Raw genomic sequence first — 16,719 nt, forward strand, 5'->3', positions numbered from 1 at the left:
TGGTAGTGTGGGGTTTCCCCATGTGAGAGTAGGTCATCGTCAAGATTAAATTCCAAACCCCCTGTCTGCTCACGCAGACAGGGGGTTTGTTTTTGTGCGCGAAAAAGCCCGAGCGATCGACAAGCAACACGTTTGAATATCCTCGGTATGCCCCAAGCCGTTCGCTTACAGCTTGCAGACAAAGTCCTACAAATAGGCGCAGTTATTTTGCAGTCTGCGCACTAGAATAGGCACAGTCATTTTTGAGTCCGAGACTTCATATATGCCAGATTCGGTTGACACCCGCAGGGTGTCAGATTTACCGCTGGACGAGTTAGTGGCTTGCCATGAATGTGATTTGCTGATGCGCAAACCACAGCTCGCCCTCGGTGAGAAAGCTCAATGCCCGCGTTGCGGCTATGAGCTATATGCACACCGGCATAACGTAGTCGAACGCAGCCTTGCACTGGTGATAGCCGCTCTGCTGCTATACGTGCCTGCGAACTTTCTACCCATCATGCAGCTCAATCTTTTGGGGCAGTCGTCGCAAGACACTGTCTGGAGCGGTGTGCTCGGATTGTTCAATACCGGTATGCCAGAGATCGCTGTTGTGGTGTTCCTGTGCAGCATGGCCATTCCTTTGCTGAAGCTCTTGTGCCAACTGGCAGTTTTACTCAGCATCCGTTGGAATATCGGCCGTAGCTATGGTCTGCTGATCTACCGCATTTATCACCATTTACGCGATTGGGGCATGCTGGAGGTGTACCTGATGGGTGTGCTGGTCGCGATCGTGAAACTGGCCGATTTGGCCGAGCTGAGTTTTGGCCTGGGTTTAATCTGTTTTGTCAGTTTATTACTGGTTCAAGTCTGGCTCGAAGTGGTGATGTCGCCCCATCAGATCTGGCAGGCACTATCAGGGGAGGATAGCCATGCGGGCGATTGATGCTGGTATCTTGACCTGCAACGAGTGTCACGAACTCAACAAACAAGACCCTGAAACAGATGAGCAAACATGTACCCGCTGCGGCGCGCTAGTACACGCCCGTCGACCTGACAGCCTGATGCGAACCTGGGCGCTGCTGCTGACTTCAGCCATTCTCTACATTCCGGCCAATCTTCTGCCAATCATGACCATCAACTCACTGGGTCAAGGTTCACCCAGCACGATAATGGCCGGTGTTATCGAGTTAATGCAGCACGGGATGATTCCGATTGCCGCCGTTGTGTTTGTCGCGAGTATTCTGGTGCCGACCTTTAAGCTGGTTGGTATTGCCTTACTCTTGTTCTCGGTGCAACGACACCAGCCCTTGTCGGCTCGTCAGCGCATCATCATGTACCGATTTATTGAATTCATTGGGCGCTGGTCAATGCTCGATATTTTTGTCATCGCCATTCTGGTGGCGGTGGTGAATTTCGGGCGGATAGCCAGCGTCGAGGCTAATCTCGGCGCTGTTGCCTTCGCCAGCGTAGTGGTGCTAACGATGCTTGCAGCTGTAACTTTTGATCCCCGACTGATTTGGGATAATACGGAGTCGGACGACGACCATGAGTGATTTACCTACCGCTAAAACCCGACCGGCTTCCAATTGGTCTGCTATCTGGATTCTTCCCCTCATTGCCCTGATCATCGGTGGTTGGCTGGGATGGCGTGCCTATACCCAAACGGGAATCGACATTCAGGTGCGTTTTGAAAGTGGCGAAGGCATCGTCGCCAACAAGACCGAGGTGGTCTATAAAGGCATGCCTGTGGGTAAGGTCAAAACCCTTGCCCTTGATGAGGACGGCCCTAACAAGGGCGTGATTGCCACCGTCGAAATGGACAAAGACGTTGAGCAGTACCTCAAAACCAATACTCGCTTCTGGTTGGTCAAGCCCAGCGTCTCTTTAGCGGGGATCACCGGTCTTGAAACACTGGTATCGGGCAATTACATCGCCGTCAGCCCTGCCGATGGTGAGCCCGCCCGTAAATTCAAGGCACTGTCACAAGAGCCACCCCTGTCTGATGCAAAGCCAGGTCTGCATTTAAGCCTTAAGGCTGATCGTCTGGGTTCGCTCAATCGCGGCAGCCCGGTGTTCTACAAACAAATTCAGGTGGGGCAGGTCAAAAGCTATGTGCTTTCAGAAGATCAAAGCACTGTAGAGATCAAAGTCTTTATCGAGCCGACTTACGCCAATCTTGTGCGCAAACATACGCGTTTCTGGAATGCCAGCGGGATTAGCATCGACGCGAATCTCTCGGGATTAAAACTGCGCAGCGAATCACTGGCCAGCATCGTAGCCGGCGGTATTGCGTTTGCCACCCCGGAGAATCGTCAAGACAGCCCGCCAACGGATCCCAACTTACCGTTCCGCTTGTATGAAGATTTCGACGCTGCTCAGGCGGGCATCAAGGTCAAAGTCAAACTCAGCGATTTTGAAGGCCTTCAAGCGGGTCGCACACCTGTGATGTACAAAGGTATACAGGTTGGTAGCCTCAAGACGTTGAAAGTTGATCCAGACCTGACCAGCGCCAGTGCCGAATTGGCGCTCGACCCTTTGGCTGAAGATTATCTGGTGCAAGGTACTGAGTTTTGGGTAGTCAAACCGTCCATCTCACTGGCCGGTATCACAGGGCTGGAGGCTTTGGTCAAAGGTAACTACATCGCTATCCGTCCAGGTGACAAAGGCAACACTCCCGAGCGAGAGTTTGTTGCCCGCCCCAAAGCACCGCCCCTGGACCTGAGATCGCCAGGCCTGCACATGGTGCTGTTCACCGATAACCTGGGCTCGCTGGAAGTGGGTAGCCCAATACTCTACAAACAGGTCAAAGTCGGCTCGGTTCAGAGCTACCAATTTTCGCGCACCAAAAAACAGTTGGTTATTGGTGTGCATATCGAAAAGGAATACGAAAACCTCGTTAATGCTTCGACTCGTTTCTGGAACGCCAGCGGCATCACCTTGACGGGGGGATTGACCGGTGGCATTCAGGTTAAAAGTGAATCTTTGCAAAGTCTGATGGCGGGCGGCATTGCCTTTGAAACCCCGAAAGCAACTGCGCCTTTGCAAAAGCGTATTCCACGTTTTCGCCTCTTCAGTGATCGTGATGCCGCCATGCAGCAGGGCGTACCTATCAGCATCAAAGTGGCGAGTGCTGATGGTCTTAGCAGCGGATCACCTATCCGTTTCAAAGGGCTTACGGTCGGCAAGATCGAAAGCGTTGACCTGAGTGACGACCTGAAATCTGTCCTGCTGCAAGCACGCATCACTGAAGTTCCCGATCGCATTGCGAGGGTCGGCAGCCAGTTCTGGGTGGTCAAACCTGAGCTCGGATTGATGAAGACCGCGAACCTCGAAACGTTGGTCACAGGCCAGTACATTGAAGTACAGCCGGCAGCTAAACCATTGGGCCCACAAACCCACTTCACTGCCTTGGATCAGGCTCCTGAGGCCGCTATATCGCAAGCAGGATTAAGCCTGGTATTAAGCGCAGCGCGTCGTGGGTCGCTTAAAGAGGGTGTGCCGGTCACCTATCGCGAAGTGACAGTAGGGAAGGTCACGGGTTATGAGCTGGGTGCAACCGCCGATCGAGTGCTAGTGCATATCCTCATCGAGCCTCGTTATGCGCCTCTAGTGCGCAGTGGTAGCCGCTTCTGGAACACCAGTGGCTTCGGTGTCGACTTTGGCTTGTTCAAAGGCGCAACCATTCGGACTGAATCTTTGGAAACCCTGGTGCAAGGTGGAATCGCGTTCGCCACGCCGGACAATGCAGCAATGGGGAATCAGGCACGACCTGAACAAACTTTCCCGTTATTCGACAAATTTGAAGATGAATGGCTGCAATGGTCGCCCAAAATCCCTCTGGGTAAATAAGTCGACCCAATCTCACCGTCCCAACCCTAAGCCGCGATCCCTGATCGCGGCTTTTTTTTTAACCGAGGTTGCCTGGGGCGTGCCTCGGTCGAACAATTTTGAAAACTTCAGGGAATTCCTACATGTGAATTCGCCTTGAGGGGGTAGATTACTAAAAGTTCTCTCCGGCCAGGTTTGCGTTAATAGAGGAATGGAGGATCCAGCTATTGAGTGCAACCACGGCGAAACTTTACGGGTGTTATTTATTGGTTTAAGCGGGCAGGCGATTTATAGAAGTCTATCGGTGCCTGTTTGAATGGGGGTAAGTGCTGCCTGTTTGGAGGGTGGCGTGAAAGTGTGTTTGTTGTTGATGGCAGGGAAGTTATCGGTTCTGGCGCATTCTCTCTAATAAATAATCCCGGGATTCTAATAATCTTATCTTAGGGTGATTCTAATGAGCGTTTCATTAAAAACTGCATTGGCTTCCATGATTCTGTTGGCAAGTTCCAGTTCTGCTGTTTATGCGGCAGGGGCGGGTGGTGGTACGGTTACTTTTGAGGGCGCTATTATTGAGGCTGCGTGCTCTATCGATCCGGAAAGTGTTGATCAAACTGTTGGGTTGGGGCAGGTGGCTAAATCTGAACTGACCGCAGGGGGCAGTTCGAGCCCTGAAGAGTTCAAGATTAAACTCAATGGTTGCGATATCGGCAGCCTTACAGACAGGACAGTAACCAGCACCTTCACGGGTGCCTCATCTGCAGCGGTCCCAGGGGCTTTGGGTATCGTGGGTGATGCTGGTGGGGCAGGCATCATGATGGTTGACGGTAGCGGCACGGTCATCACTCTGGGTACCGCTACTCAGCCACAAGTGTTGCAGGACGGTCCTAATACCTTGTTATTTGGTGCCTACCTGAAAGGTGCTGCAACAGGCGATATCACCCCGGGTGAGTTTACCGCTATCACCAACTTCTCTCTGGCTTATCAATAAGTAGTTGTCCTGCCACCGATAACTCGGTGGCAGGACAATAGTCAGTGGTGATTAACGTGAACGTACTTTCAACGTTGGCGGTTACTTCCTCTCTCCTTATTGGTTCAACGCTGTTCATTAGCGCCTCAGCGGCCAATCAAGGTAATGGGATAGTTACGCTAGAAGGGCAGATTGTGGACTCTGCCTGTGCCTTGGATGCTGGCAGTGCCTATCAACTTATTGAAATGGATCCTGTCCCTGTAGGGCGGCTGATTCGGGACGGGGACAGTGATCCTCATCCGTTCACATTGCGGCTGGTGGCCTGCACATTGACACGGCCCGATCCTGAAAGCCCTGGGGAATACTTGCCTGACTGGCAGCATGTAAGGGTGACCTTTGAAGGTTTAACTGACCGCGAGGGGCGCTCTTTTGCTGCACAAGGAACTTCACAGGGTGTGGCGCTGCATATCACCGACAGGCAAGGGCGCGAAAGTATGCCTGGCGTGCCCATGCCGATGATGCCTGTTACTGCGAATGATCTGGCGCTGCACTACATCATTCAATTGGTTGGCAATAATCAACCCATGGTTGTTGGAGCACATCGCGCTGCGGTGCGTTTCAGGTTGGAGTATTACTGAAATGTCTCGGCTGTTTTCCCTTATTAACGTGCCCATCCTTAAAGTGGTGCTCGCTCCCGGTATGTTGGGTGGTCTAATGTCGTTCAGTGTGGAGGCATTTGCCGGCGGGGAGGTTCAATTCAATACCGATATTCTCGACGTGAACGACCGTACGAATATCGATTTAAGCCAGTTCTCGCGCAGTGGTTTTATCTTGCCTGGCACGTATCCCATGTCGGTGCAGATCAATAACCAGTTGCTGCCAGAACAACGTGTTTCTTTTTACCCACCAGAAGATGACCCCAGAGGTAGCGCGGCCTGTGTGTCGCCCGAATTGATCGCGCAATTAGGGCTCAAACAAGACAGCGAAAAAGAACTCACCTGGTGGAAAGGCGGAGAGTGCCTTGACCTCAATAGTTTGGCCGGAATGGAAGTTGAGGGCGATTTAAGTACCTCCACGCTCTATCTTTCGGTACCTCAAGCTTACCTTCAATACAGCGCAATCAATTGGGACCCACCTTCGCGATGGGATGAAGGTGTTTCTGGGGTGATGCTCGACTACAACCTGACCGCGCAAACTATTCACCAAGGCAATGATGCTAGTCGCAATGAAGTCAGTGGCAATGGCACGGTGGGTGCCAATGTCGGGCCGTGGCGCTTGCGTGCAGACTGGCAGGGGCGCGTCGAAGGCCGCGAGCAAAGCCATCAAAAGATGGAATGGAGCCGTTTCTATGCCTATCGCGCATTACCCGCCATCCAGTCACGGCTGATGCTGGGCGAAAACTATTTGTATTCGGATTTGTTCGACAGCTTCCGGTTCACGGGTGCTGCGCTTAACTCCGATGACAGTCAGTTACCCCCCAATTTAAGAGGCTATGCGCCAGAAGTAGTGGGCGTAGCCAAAACCAATGCGAAGGTCATCATCAGCCAGCAAGGCCGAGTCTTATATGAGGCATTGGTCGCGGCTGGCCCGTTTCGTATTCAAGACTTGAATGACGCCGTTACCGGCTCGCTGGACGTTCGCATAGAAGAGCAAGACGGCAGCGTCACTACCTTCAAGGTTGAATCAGCCAGCATTCCATATCTCACCCGCCCAGGCACTGTGCGTTACAAAGTGGCCGCTGGCCGGCCTTCAGATCTCCACGAGGGGGGGCAGGGTAATACTTTTGGTACGGGTGAGTTTTCCTGGGGGATCAGTAATGGGTGGTCACTGTATGGCGGCGGCATTATTGACAACCATTACAACGCACTCTCAATGGGGGTGGGGCGAGACCTGCTCGCTTTTGGGGCTGTGTCATTCGATGCCACTCGGGCTCGAGCCACGTTGCAAGATAAGAATTACTCGGGAGCCTCCTACCGGCTGAGTTATTCGAAAACTTTTGAGGAATACGACAGCCAAGTCACCTTTGCTGGTTACCGGTTCTCGGAAAAGAACTTTCTCAGCATGAGCGAATACCTGGACGCCAGCCGTTTCGGTGGCCCCATTGGCGGTAGCAAATCGCTCTACACAGCCACATTCAACAAACAGTTCCGAGATGCCGGATTGTCCGTTTACCTGAACTACAGCAATCAATCTTATTGGGACCGTCCTGACAGTGAGCGCTGGAACCTGTCGATGGCACGTTATTTCAGTGCTGGGAACATCAAAAACATGAGCCTTTCGATGAACCTGTTTCGTAACCAGGAGCGGGATCAACGCAGCGGTGTGCAAAACAATACGACCGGGGTGTACCTATCAGTGAGTTTGCCGCTGGGCAGGTCCGGCACCCTCACAACCAGTGTCAACAGAACTCAGAACCAAAATCGTTACACCGGTCGATTCAGTGATCGACTGGATGCGCGTAACAGCTACCAACTGACGGCCAGTGACTCCTCAGTCAGTGGTTATTTTAGTCATACCGGTGCACAAGCGGATCTCGACATCAGCGCCAGTATGCAAGAAGACGATTACACCAGTCTGGGCATCTCTGCCCGTGGTGGTGGCACGCTCACGGCCCATGGCGGCGCATTGCATCGGACCAGCAGCATGGGCGGTACACGCTTACTCGTCGATACGGCGGGGGTGCCCGATGTTCCGGTGCGTGGTTATGGCGTATCGACGCGCAGCAACACGTTTGGCAAGGCCGTGATTTCGGATGTCAGCAGTTACTACCGAACAGCCGCCAGCATAGATCTTGAAAACTTGCCGTCCAACGTGGAAGCCACGCAGTCGGTCACTCAACTGACGCTCACCGAAGGTGCGATCGGTTATCGCAGTCTGGATGTGATTTCCGGCCACAAAGCCATGGCGGTACTGCGCCTTCCTGACGGGGAATACCCACCATTTGGGGCGACGGTGAAAAACCAAAAACTGCAGGACACCGGGATTGTGAATGAGGATGGAAGCGTTTACTTGAGTGGTATCAAGCCTGGGGAAACCATGAATGTGAGTTGGGGCGGACAACAACGTTGCACGCTGACCTTGCCAACTCAATTACCTGCTGACGGGCTCGCAACAGCCCTCAACTTGCCTTGCCATAAAACAGTCCCTGACGACTTGTCTGCGCCCGAATCGCTGATGGGCCAGGGCGCCAAGATGGAGAAACAAGCCTCATGACTTTCAATGTTCAGTTCACCCCATTGGCAATAGCCTTGGTGGCATTTTGCTTGATCCGTAACGCCGATGCGGCCATTGGCCTTGATCGAACCCGGGTTATTTTTGATGGCAGCAAAGACGCTGTCAGCATGAGCATTACTAACAACAACACCCAATTGCCCTATTTGGCACAGGGCTGGATTGAGGATGAACAGGGCAACAAAATTTCTACGCCACTGACCGTGCTCCCGCCTGTGCAACGTTTGGAACCGGGTAAAAACAGCCAGGTGAAAGTTCAGGCACTGCCAGCGGCAAAGTCGCTCGCGCAAGACAGGGAGACCGTTTATTACTTCAATTTGCGAGAAATTCCTCCTCGCTCTGACAAGGCCAACACCCTGCAAATAGCCCTGCAGACACGAATTAAATTGTTCTACCGCCCGGCATCAATCGTGCCCAGCCAGCAGGAACGGGCTAACCCGTGGCAGCAAAAGCTGACGTTGACCCAAGTCGCAGACCGCTATCAAGTCCACAACCCTACCCCTTATTACGTGACGCTGGTCGATGCTAAAAACAGCAAGAGTGGCAAAACAGCGGCTGGTTTCGAGCCGCTTATGGTGCCGCCCAAAGGTTCTCTGACTCTGGGGCCAACCGCTGCGGCACTGGGGGCTACGCCCTATTTGACCTACGTGAATGATTACGGCGGGCGTCCGGTCCTGGCATTCAGTTGCAGTGGCAGCGTGTGCAAGGTGGATCTCGATGCATCCCCGCGTAATGAGTAGCCCATGGCGCCGGAGAGATTCATGAATGCCAACGTAAAGACGGCTTTGGGCAGCTTTTTACTGATGCTTCCAGTGATGCAGGCCCAAGCGGATACACCTGGAATGGGCGGTTTGTTGGACATAACCGGCTCCTTGCATCATGCCCCGTGCGTGCTCGACATGACGTCGGCGTATCAGACCGTGGACTTGGGCAGCCTACCTCGCAGTCAGTTGCAGCGTCCTGGTGATCAAGGCCCGCCCGTTGCGTTTCAATTGCGCTTGCAAGAGTGCCGACGGGCTTCGGGCAGCCTGGAAGATGAGCGCAAAGGCATCTTGGTGTGGAGCGCCTATCAGCCGGTGGTGTCGGTCTCGTTTTTGGCGCCTGCGGATGCTGACGACCCGCGTCTCGTCAAGGTGCGAGGCGTTAGCGGCTTGGGTTTGCGTCTGACCGATGCCGAGGGGCGCGATGTGCAACTGGGCTCACGGGGGTATCCATTATTTGTGGCGCATGGCAGCGATACGCTGATTTGGCATGTCCATCCCACGCGCACGTCGGCGGCGCTGACTAACGGTCAGTTTTGGGCCGCTGTGGATTTCAGGCTCAACTATGAGTGAGGACACAATAATGGCCAAGTCTATAAGCACGGCGGCGTTACTCGTTTGTACGGGGGCGCTATGGGTCTTTAGCCCGCTGGTGATGGCGCAAGTCGATGTGCAAATCCGTGGCGTAATTGTGGCGCCGCCGACCTGCGTTATTAACGGTGGCAATACGCTCAACGTGCCGTTCGGTCGCGACCTGCTGACGACCCGGATCAACGGGGTTAATTACCGGCGGGCAGTGCCTTACACACTGAACTGCACAGGCCAGACCTCCAATGAGATGACCTTGAGGCTACAAGGGACGGGGGCTGCGTTTGATACCTCTTCGCTGAGGACCAGTAACAGTGATTTGGGGGTCAAGTTATACATAAATGGAGCTGCCTGGGCGCTCAATACCACCACCAAATTCACCTATCCGAACCGGCCGAGAATGGAGGCGGTGCCGGTTAAAAAGCCCGCCAGTAAGTTAAGAGCCGGTGCATTTACAGCCTCGGCAACGCTGGTTGTTGCGCTGCAATGAGAAGGAAACACAGATGAAGTTCTGCAATCAACCTGCTCTGTTTGCACTGTTCGTTCTTGGATATGGCAACAGCGCTGTGGCTAACCTCACCTTTGATGGAACGCTCAATGAGCCTCCGCCCTGCACGATTAATGGCGGTAGCGCGATAGAGATCGACTTTAAAAATGTGGGGATTAACAAGGTCGACGGTGCGAACTATCTCAAACCGGTGAATTACGTCATTACCTGCTCACCGGGCACGTTGCCTTGGGAAATGGTATTGACGATCAAGGGGGCTGCGACCTCCTTTGAGCCCTCAGCCTTGCAGTCCAGCGTCGCGGATCTGGGCATTCAGCTTCTACAAAATGGAGTGCCCTTTAATCTCAACACCTTGCTGCCCATAAACCCGTCAACGCCCCCGGTGCTGGAAGCCGTACCCGTCAAGCGCTCAGGTGCTGTGCTAGGGCCGGGTGGGTTCGCGGCGTCAGCGACGTTGCTCGCCGAATTTCAGTAAAGAGTGAGCATGACATGAACAGTGAAAGAATAAACACGGGCCAAACCCCCGTGATAGCGGCACTCATGCTGATGGCACTCATGCAGAGCCCCACGACAAAGGCTGCCGACAACTTGAGTTTCAAGGGCAATCTGATCGCTGAACCTTGCACGCTTCGTCCAGGCGACGATGCTCTATCGCTGGATATGCAAGACGTTTCAAGCCAAGAGTTGTACGCCAATACCCGCACGCCTGGCCGGTTATTCCAGATCCATCTTGAAGGTTGCGACAGCAGTATTACCGACTCGGTGACTACGACGTTTACTGGCACGCCAAACGCCGCATTACCTGGATTGCTGGCTCTGGATGGTGGCAGTGTCGCCCGAGGTATCGCGTTGGGGCTGGAAACCCCTGCGAACGTGCCGCTGCCCATTAACGTCACCAGCGATAAACAGGCCTTGAATGATGGCGACAATGTCATTGAATTCAAAGCGTATGTAAGGGCTGAGCCGCAAGCGATTGTGGATAAATCCATAAAAGCGGGAGTTTTTACCGCCACTTCAACTTTTACACTGGATTACCCCTAACGCTGTAATTCCTTTGTCCCTGACTGCGCGTTGATAAAGCGACGGCCTCTAAACAGAGAGCACACCCCGATGAAATATTTAACTGGCATTCTTTTATTGTTGCTAATGCACGCGGCCAGTGCATCCCAATGCAATATCAATGGAGGTCCCTGGCAAGAGGTGACTTATGACTCTATCTCCGTCAATGTTCCTATTCAAGCTCACTCCGGTTCAGGCCGAATTGATCTGGATGGTTACATTATGAAGTGCCGTTTTACGCCTAACGGCTTTCCGATTGTTTACAGTGATTTTTGGCACACTTGGAACAACGCTTTGATCCCTGGCCCTAAATTCAAAAACTACAAAATGGGACTGCGTATCAAAGGAGTCTATTATCCCGTCGAGGTCGGGCCCCGTATTCATCTGGCGACCATCAAGAGCAATAATCGCCAGGGCGTTGACATGAATACCTATATGTACATTCTTATACAAGGCTCCCCTGGCAATCCGATCGATATCCGTCAAGGGGATCATTTGGGGACAGTGGTGCTAAAGCAGACAAATAATAATCCGAACAATCCGGTCGAGCCTATTGTGCGGGCAGAACTGTACGCGGATAACAACTTTGTTGTTGAACCTTCAACGTGCACGATTAATAACAATCAGCCGATTGACGTGAACTTTAATCAGGTCGATCGCACTAAAATTGGCGAAAGTGTCAATAGCACTACGGTAAGGAAAAACATCCGGCTGAATTACTCATGTCCTGATCCTGGCATTACCATGCCTATCACCATTACGTTCAAAGGGATGCCGGCATCGTTCGACTCGGGAGTGCTCAACATGAGCAATTCAAATTTGGGCACGGGACTCATGCGATCGGGCGCTCAAGTGAGGCTCGAGTCCTCATTTCGAACCAATATCTACAACAGCTCTGGAGGAGACGATGTGATATTCGCACTCACCCGTCGGCCTGGCAGCGTCCCAGCCACTGGGCCATTTACCGGCAGTGCCACGCTGGTCATGGGTGTTCCTTAACCCCAGTTTTAAGGCGTACTCGATTAGGAGCGGGCGTGCTCGTGATGTGGTCGACGTGGTTTTACAGACAAACTGCGTTGATCCAATCGCAAGCAAGCCCGCTCCCGCATACATTGAGTTGTTCTACACGGCATCGGACCCAATAGGCTTGATTAAGCAATGATCTAGAGAGGGCCGTTCCTTCAGGGTTCCATGATCAAACCCGATACATCTCGATAACTTCGAGTACCTGAGCCATTGCCTCATAGAGCTCATCGACGTGCCGCGCCAACTGATTCCACTCGCACGTCAGACACGCCTCTTCAAGATTTTCACAGCACTGCACCAACTGAGTGGCCTTTACAATTCTGGCGCCACTTTTTACCCGGTGGGCCACATCACTCATGCCGGGTAAATCATGTTTGGTAAAGACTTGCAGCAATGCTGTCATATCGTCTTCAAGGCTACTGATCAACGGCTCCAGCAAATGCTTGAGTGCGTTCGCGTCGCCGTGACTCAGGCGTTCCAGACCTTCAAGGTCAATCAGCTTGTGTGTCTCGCTAGGTGTCAGTTCGTCACTCACATCAATGGGCGTCAAGTCTGCAGAGGCCAATCGAGCCTCAAGATTGTGCAGGCTGATAGGTTTGAACAGGCAGTCATTCATGCCTGCGGCCAGGCAGCGGGCGGTCTCCCCGGCTTCAGCATTGGCTGTAAAACCTACAATCAATATGGGCTGCAGGCTACGAGTGGTTTCCTCGGCACGTATGCTTTGAGTCAACTCGTAACCATTCATGAGGGGCATTGCACAGTCGGTCATGATCAGGTCAAAGCGCTGAGCCCGCCAGAGCTGGAGGGCTTGAGTACCTTCTTGAGCCTCTATCGCCGCATGCCCCAGGTACTCTAACTGTTGGGCCAGTAATCGGCGATTGGGCAGGTAGTCATCCACTACCAATATTTTTAAAGGGCGCATTTGCCGCGCCGACAGCTCTGTCGGGGCAGGGGCGGTGTTTTGTTCAAGCACGGTCACGATGTCCAGGCTCAGTTTGACCTGGGTTCCTTTGCCCACGCTGCTCGTCAGGGTGAGTGCGCCGCCCATCAGTGCACACAACTGACGACAAATCATCAGGCCCAGACCTGACCCGCCAGGTTGCTTGTGGGAGTGGTTGACCTGAGTAAACGGGCGGAAAAGGTTCAATTGATCGGCTGTGGAAATGCCGATGCCAGTGTCCTCGACCAAGACGCAGATTTTTAACCGCCCGATGTCTTCCCCCGTTTTTGCTCGAACGCTCAAACGTACCTGCCCGCGGTCGGTGAACTTGATGGCATTACTCAGCAGGTTGGATAAAACCTGTCTGAAACGCAGCGGATCAATCAGCACGTCGGTATTGATTTTAGGATCCAGATCAAAGCTCATGAGCAACCCTTTCTGTTGAGCCATGGCCTCAAACACCCGAGCCGTGGACTCCACGAGCGTCATCAAGTGAGTGCGCTGCTGATTGATCGACATATGCCCGGACTCAATCTGTGCCACATCCAGAATGTCGCCGATTAACTCAAGCAGGCCGTGTGCAGCATGCGAGGCCAGACCAATCGACGCCGCATCTGCCATGCCCTGTTCGGCTTTTTTTGTGGCCAGTTCGAGCATCCCAACAATTGCGTTCAAGGGCGTGCGTATCTCGTGACTCATGGTGGTCAGAAAGTCGCTTTTTGCCGAATTGGCTTGGTCGGCATTGGTTTTTGCTTCTTGCAGTTGTTCCAGCAACTGTTGGCGTTCACTGATATCAATCCAGCCGCCAATAATTCCGACCACCGTTTCATCGCTGGCGCGGTATGGCAGGATCCAGTGGTAGATCGTCAATTCGCTGCCGTTTTTCATGACCAGGGTACGGTCACGCATTAATGGGCGGCCTTCGCGCATGACCTTCTGATAATCAGCATGAAAGCTGTCATGTTGTTGCCTGGGATTGAAGGGCAGTTCCAGCAAGGTTTTACCGATCAAGGTTTCACGCGCTAAACCCACTGTTTGCAGATAGCCCTCATTGCATATCAACAGGCGTCCTTCTCGATCGCGCACATAAATCGGGTGCGGGGTGCCATCGATTAACGCTCGCATAAAAGCGAGTTGATCGCTGAGTGCGCGTTCAGCACGGCTTCGTCTGCGAATAAGCTGGCGCAGATACACAATCCACACAATCGCAACGAACAGCACGCCCCCCGCGGTGGCCGTAATCCTCAACAGTGAAGCAAGGTGCGATTTTGCCAGGTAGTTATCCAGCACCACGGCACTGCGCCAACGATGCGTCATATCGTCCATGTCTTCAGGGGAAATACGTGCCAGCGCCTTGCTGAGTATTGAGTACAAACTGTGAGCGCTCTTATCCATAGCCAATGAAAATTGCGCCGGTGTCTTGCCCACAGTACTGCTGATCTGCAATTGGTCAGCGTATTGCTGCCTGATCAGATAACGAGCACTGATCAGGGCATTGATCGCACCTTCCACTTTGCCTTGGGCTAGCATCGTCAAGGCTTGTGCCGAGTTGTTGGCAGGGATGATTTCTACCTCGGGATGAAACTCGTGCAGGTAAGTGGCCAGGCTGCTGTCCGGTATTACCGCGACACGCTTGCCCTTGAGTTGATCCAGGGTAACGGGGCCCTGCAATTGAAGGCGAGTAATCAAAACATAGGGCGTTGAAAGGTATGGCTTTGTAAAACGCAAGTCATTCAAGCGGCTGCTGCTGGGGGTCATGGCGGCAATCAAATCGGCATCGCCGTCTTTTACCGAGTCCGTCATGACACTCACAGAGGAGCTGCTCATGACATCGAACTCCAAGCCGGTGCTGACGCTTATACGATTTAAAATATCCGCGGCCAACCCACTAAACTGGCCATGGTCATCAAAAAAAGTAAACGGTAAAAAGTCATCGGTAACCACCACGTTCAAGCGAGGGTTTTGCTCAATCCATTGTTGCTCTGCCGCTGTAAATTTCAGGGGTTGTGCTTGCGTATCCGCCATGATGCTAACGCCCCAACGGCTGAGAATGGCATTGGACTCGCTGGGTGGGATCAGCGCCAGTGAAGCATTGATCAACTTCAATAAAAGCGGATTATCCTCATGAACTGCAAACCCAAAACCCTGCGTTTCAAGGCGCGCCAATTCTTTGAGGTAGACCGTATTCAAATAATTTTTATTGATCAGATTATGGGTGCTGATCACGTCTCCCAAATAGGCGTCAGCCTGACCAAACGTAACTGCACTGAGGGCCCCTAATGTGGACTCATATAATTGCAGCTCAGCCTCGGGGTACACCTTCCTCACCCTGTCCGGCGGTTGATAATGATCAAGCATGGCGAGGCGCAGGGCGGTGCTCGCACTGGCTTTGGGTCGATCAATACGTGTAATCAGCAAGGGTGTATCGACCGCATAGGTCGTGCTGAACATTAATTCAGGTTCTTGTTGTTCAAAGGCATTAGCGGTCGCAAGCAGATCAATTTCACCTTTTTTAAGGGCTGTAATCGCCTCGGCGCGCGAGGTATAGCGGTACACACTCAACTCGATTTTCAGGAGCTGGCTCAGTAACCCGGCATAGTCTGCACTGATCCCTTCATAGAAATCGCTACCCGTAGAAATATCAAAGGGTGCGTAGTCAGGAGCGGAAGTGCCCAACACCAATTTTTTTTTGGAAGTGAGCCATTGTGTCTCACGCACACTGGGGGCCAGGTGATATTGGCCCACTTGCGAACGACCCAGTAAATGCAGGCTAACCGGCTCCGCCTGAACCGTAGAGGGGAGGCAAAGCAATAACAAGGTCACTAAGTGAGGCAGTGACGTTCTATTCATTCGATCAAGTTATTTCGTTTGGCAAATTCGGCCAGATACACCACCGACTTGATATTGAGCTTAGTCATAACGCGTGTTTTATAAGTGCTGACGGTCTTTTCACTGAGCAGCATGATTTCAGATATTTTTTTATTCGACATGCCCGCCACCAGATAGAGAAGGGTGTGCATCTCACGATCGGATAACGTTTTAATCAACTCAATGTCATTGAGGTCTTCATTTTCTACAGACGGAAGGTTGACATCCGTATTGCTCAAATAGGTCTGGCCACTCATCACAATATTGATCGCCTTGGTTAAGGCGTCGACATCCTCGGTTTTTTCTATAAACCCAATGGCTCCCGCTCTGATACAGCGATCCGCGTAGTAAGAGGCTCCTTTAGAGGTGAGTACCAGCACCTTGATGGGCAGTCCAAGAATATGCAGCCGTTTTAATACCTCAAGCCCATCCAGTTTGGGCATGGATAGATCCAGGACCATCAAATGAGGAATGTGGGCACGCGCCAAATCCAATGCAGTCGCACCGTTATCAGTTTCAGCAGCTATTTGAAAGTTTGACTGTTCCAGTACCGAACGAACGATCCGACGAATAAAAGGGTGGTCGTCGACAATCAGGGCTTTCCGCATGATTATTCCTACAACTATATGGGTTAATTTTGTAGGTCTTGGTAATCCTTTAAGAGCACTGTCTAAATAAAGTTTTGGTCTTGATTGTAAGTTGATGTATCCCTATAAGCTGCTCTATTTGGCAATAAGTCAACATATTGGCTTTGTTGAATGAAGTGGCTTTTTCTGAGTGGGCGTCAATTAACATGTGAGTAAGTTTTTAATAAAGGGTGAATCCGTTAACACCTTCATAACACGTAGCAATCTTGCTGCCTGGAAGGATTTTATGGCGGTCAAAATCTCTTGCTGAACCGTGTCAAGAGCCGCTTAGTGACAAGAATGCCGTGTTCTAGCATTTTCTTAGGTAAGAATTTTAT

At 52.3% G+C, this 16,719-nt stretch carries 14 protein-coding genes; 12 read left to right on the top strand and 2 right to left on the bottom strand.

Annotation, left to right across the window (positions count from 1 at the left end):
• The first annotated feature begins 262 nt into the window (after window positions 1–262).
• The 12 genes from EQV93_RS18155 (at window position 263) to EQV93_RS18210 (ending at window position 11,920) form a co-directional block, all read left to right on the top strand.
• Complete coding sequence (locus EQV93_RS18155; protein WP_122786308.1) at window positions 263–922, top strand: paraquat-inducible protein A; 660 nt, start codon at window positions 263–265, stop codon at window positions 920–922.
• Window positions 909–1,532 (top strand): paraquat-inducible protein A, encoded by a 624-nt coding sequence (locus EQV93_RS18160; protein WP_122786309.1) that lies wholly within the window; start codon window positions 909–911, stop codon window positions 1,530–1,532. Before EQV93_RS18155 ends, EQV93_RS18160 begins: the two co-directional genes overlap by 14 nt.
• Entirely contained in the window at window positions 1,525–3,828 is a 2,304-nt protein-coding gene (locus EQV93_RS18165) for a PqiB family protein (RefSeq protein WP_240892119.1), read from the top strand. Before EQV93_RS18160 ends, EQV93_RS18165 begins: the two co-directional genes overlap by 8 nt.
• A 433-nt stretch (window positions 3,829–4,261) precedes the next feature.
• Window positions 4,262–4,795, top strand: a complete 534-nt coding sequence (locus EQV93_RS18170) for a fimbrial protein (RefSeq protein WP_240892120.1) — start codon at window positions 4,262–4,264, stop codon at window positions 4,793–4,795.
• 56 nt (window positions 4,796–4,851) lie between these two features.
• Complete coding sequence (locus EQV93_RS18175) at window positions 4,852–5,412, top strand: fimbrial protein (protein ID WP_233609162.1); 561 nt, start codon at window positions 4,852–4,854, stop codon at window positions 5,410–5,412.
• A 1-nt stretch (window position 5,413) separates the two neighbouring features.
• Window positions 5,414–7,987, top strand: coding sequence for an outer membrane usher protein (locus EQV93_RS18180; protein WP_240892121.1), 2,574 nt, complete (start codon window positions 5,414–5,416; stop codon window positions 7,985–7,987).
• Window positions 7,984–8,745, top strand: coding sequence for a fimbria/pilus periplasmic chaperone (locus tag EQV93_RS18185; protein ID WP_122786312.1), 762 nt, complete (start codon window positions 7,984–7,986; stop codon window positions 8,743–8,745). The genes EQV93_RS18180 and EQV93_RS18185 overlap by 4 nt, the downstream gene beginning before the upstream one ends.
• 21 nt (window positions 8,746–8,766) lie before the next feature.
• Window positions 8,767–9,339 (top strand): fimbrial protein, encoded by a 573-nt coding sequence (locus EQV93_RS18190; protein WP_442968916.1) that lies wholly within the window; start codon window positions 8,767–8,769, stop codon window positions 9,337–9,339.
• Between the two features lie 10 nt (window positions 9,340–9,349).
• Complete coding sequence (locus tag EQV93_RS18195) at window positions 9,350–9,844, top strand: fimbrial protein (protein WP_240892122.1); 495 nt, start codon at window positions 9,350–9,352, stop codon at window positions 9,842–9,844.
• 13 nt (window positions 9,845–9,857) lie between these two features.
• On the top strand, window positions 9,858–10,337 hold the full coding sequence (locus EQV93_RS18200) for a fimbrial protein (protein ID WP_146385509.1): 480 nt from the start codon (window positions 9,858–9,860) through the stop codon (window positions 10,335–10,337).
• Window positions 10,338–10,351: 14 nt separating this feature from the next.
• The gene (locus EQV93_RS18205; protein WP_146385507.1) at window positions 10,352–10,903 is read left to right on the top strand and encodes a fimbrial protein; all 552 of its coding nucleotides are present in this window, start codon (window positions 10,352–10,354) and stop codon (window positions 10,901–10,903) included.
• 69 nt (window positions 10,904–10,972) lie between these two features.
• Window positions 10,973–11,920, top strand: a complete 948-nt coding sequence (locus EQV93_RS18210) for a fimbrial protein (RefSeq protein WP_240892123.1) — start codon at window positions 10,973–10,975, stop codon at window positions 11,918–11,920.
• A 196-nt stretch (window positions 11,921–12,116) separates the two neighbouring features.
• On the opposite strand, the gene EQV93_RS18215 is transcribed toward EQV93_RS18210, so the two are convergent.
• Both EQV93_RS18215 and EQV93_RS18220 read right to left on the bottom strand, forming a co-directional pair.
• Complete coding sequence (locus EQV93_RS18215) at window positions 12,117–15,605, bottom strand: transporter substrate-binding domain-containing protein (protein WP_240892124.1); 3,489 nt, start codon at window positions 15,603–15,605, stop codon at window positions 12,117–12,119.
• Between the two features lie 128 nt (window positions 15,606–15,733).
• On the bottom strand, window positions 15,734–16,363 hold the full coding sequence (locus tag EQV93_RS18220; RefSeq protein ID WP_122786317.1) for a response regulator transcription factor: 630 nt from the start codon (window positions 16,361–16,363) through the stop codon (window positions 15,734–15,736).
• Between the last annotated feature and the right edge of the window lie 356 nt (window positions 16,364–16,719).

Source organism: Pseudomonas sp. TMW22091, assembly GCF_022496705.1.
Lineage (GTDB): Bacteria > Pseudomonadota > Gammaproteobacteria > Pseudomonadales > Pseudomonadaceae > Aquipseudomonas > Aquipseudomonas saxonica.

Bases quoted from the DNA above. Each gene is read 5' to 3' on its own strand.
- EQV93_RS18155 (WP_122786308.1), top strand. From the start codon at position 263: ATGCCAGATTCGGTTGACACCCGCAGGGTGTCAGATTTACCGCTGGAC.
- EQV93_RS18160 (WP_122786309.1), top strand. From the start codon at position 909: ATGCGGGCGATTGATGCTGGTATCTTGACCTGCAACGAGTGTCACGAA.
- EQV93_RS18165 (WP_240892119.1), top strand. From the start codon at position 1,525: ATGAGTGATTTACCTACCGCTAAAACCCGACCGGCTTCCAATTGGTCT.
- EQV93_RS18170 (WP_240892120.1), top strand. From the start codon at position 4,262: ATGAGCGTTTCATTAAAAACTGCATTGGCTTCCATGATTCTGTTGGCA.
- EQV93_RS18180 (WP_240892121.1), top strand. From the start codon at position 5,414: ATGTCTCGGCTGTTTTCCCTTATTAACGTGCCCATCCTTAAAGTGGTG.
- EQV93_RS18185 (WP_122786312.1), top strand. From the start codon at position 7,984: ATGACTTTCAATGTTCAGTTCACCCCATTGGCAATAGCCTTGGTGGCA.
- EQV93_RS18190 (WP_442968916.1), top strand. From the start codon at position 8,767: ATGAATGCCAACGTAAAGACGGCTTTGGGCAGCTTTTTACTGATGCTT.
- EQV93_RS18195 (WP_240892122.1), top strand. From the start codon at position 9,350: ATGGCCAAGTCTATAAGCACGGCGGCGTTACTCGTTTGTACGGGGGCG.
- EQV93_RS18200 (WP_146385509.1), top strand. From the start codon at position 9,858: ATGAAGTTCTGCAATCAACCTGCTCTGTTTGCACTGTTCGTTCTTGGA.
- EQV93_RS18205 (WP_146385507.1), top strand. From the start codon at position 10,352: ATGAACAGTGAAAGAATAAACACGGGCCAAACCCCCGTGATAGCGGCA.
- EQV93_RS18210 (WP_240892123.1), top strand. From the start codon at position 10,973: ATGAAATATTTAACTGGCATTCTTTTATTGTTGCTAATGCACGCGGCC.
- EQV93_RS18220 (WP_122786317.1), bottom strand. From the start codon at position 16,363: ATGCGGAAAGCCCTGATTGTCGACGACCACCCTTTTATTCGTCGGATC.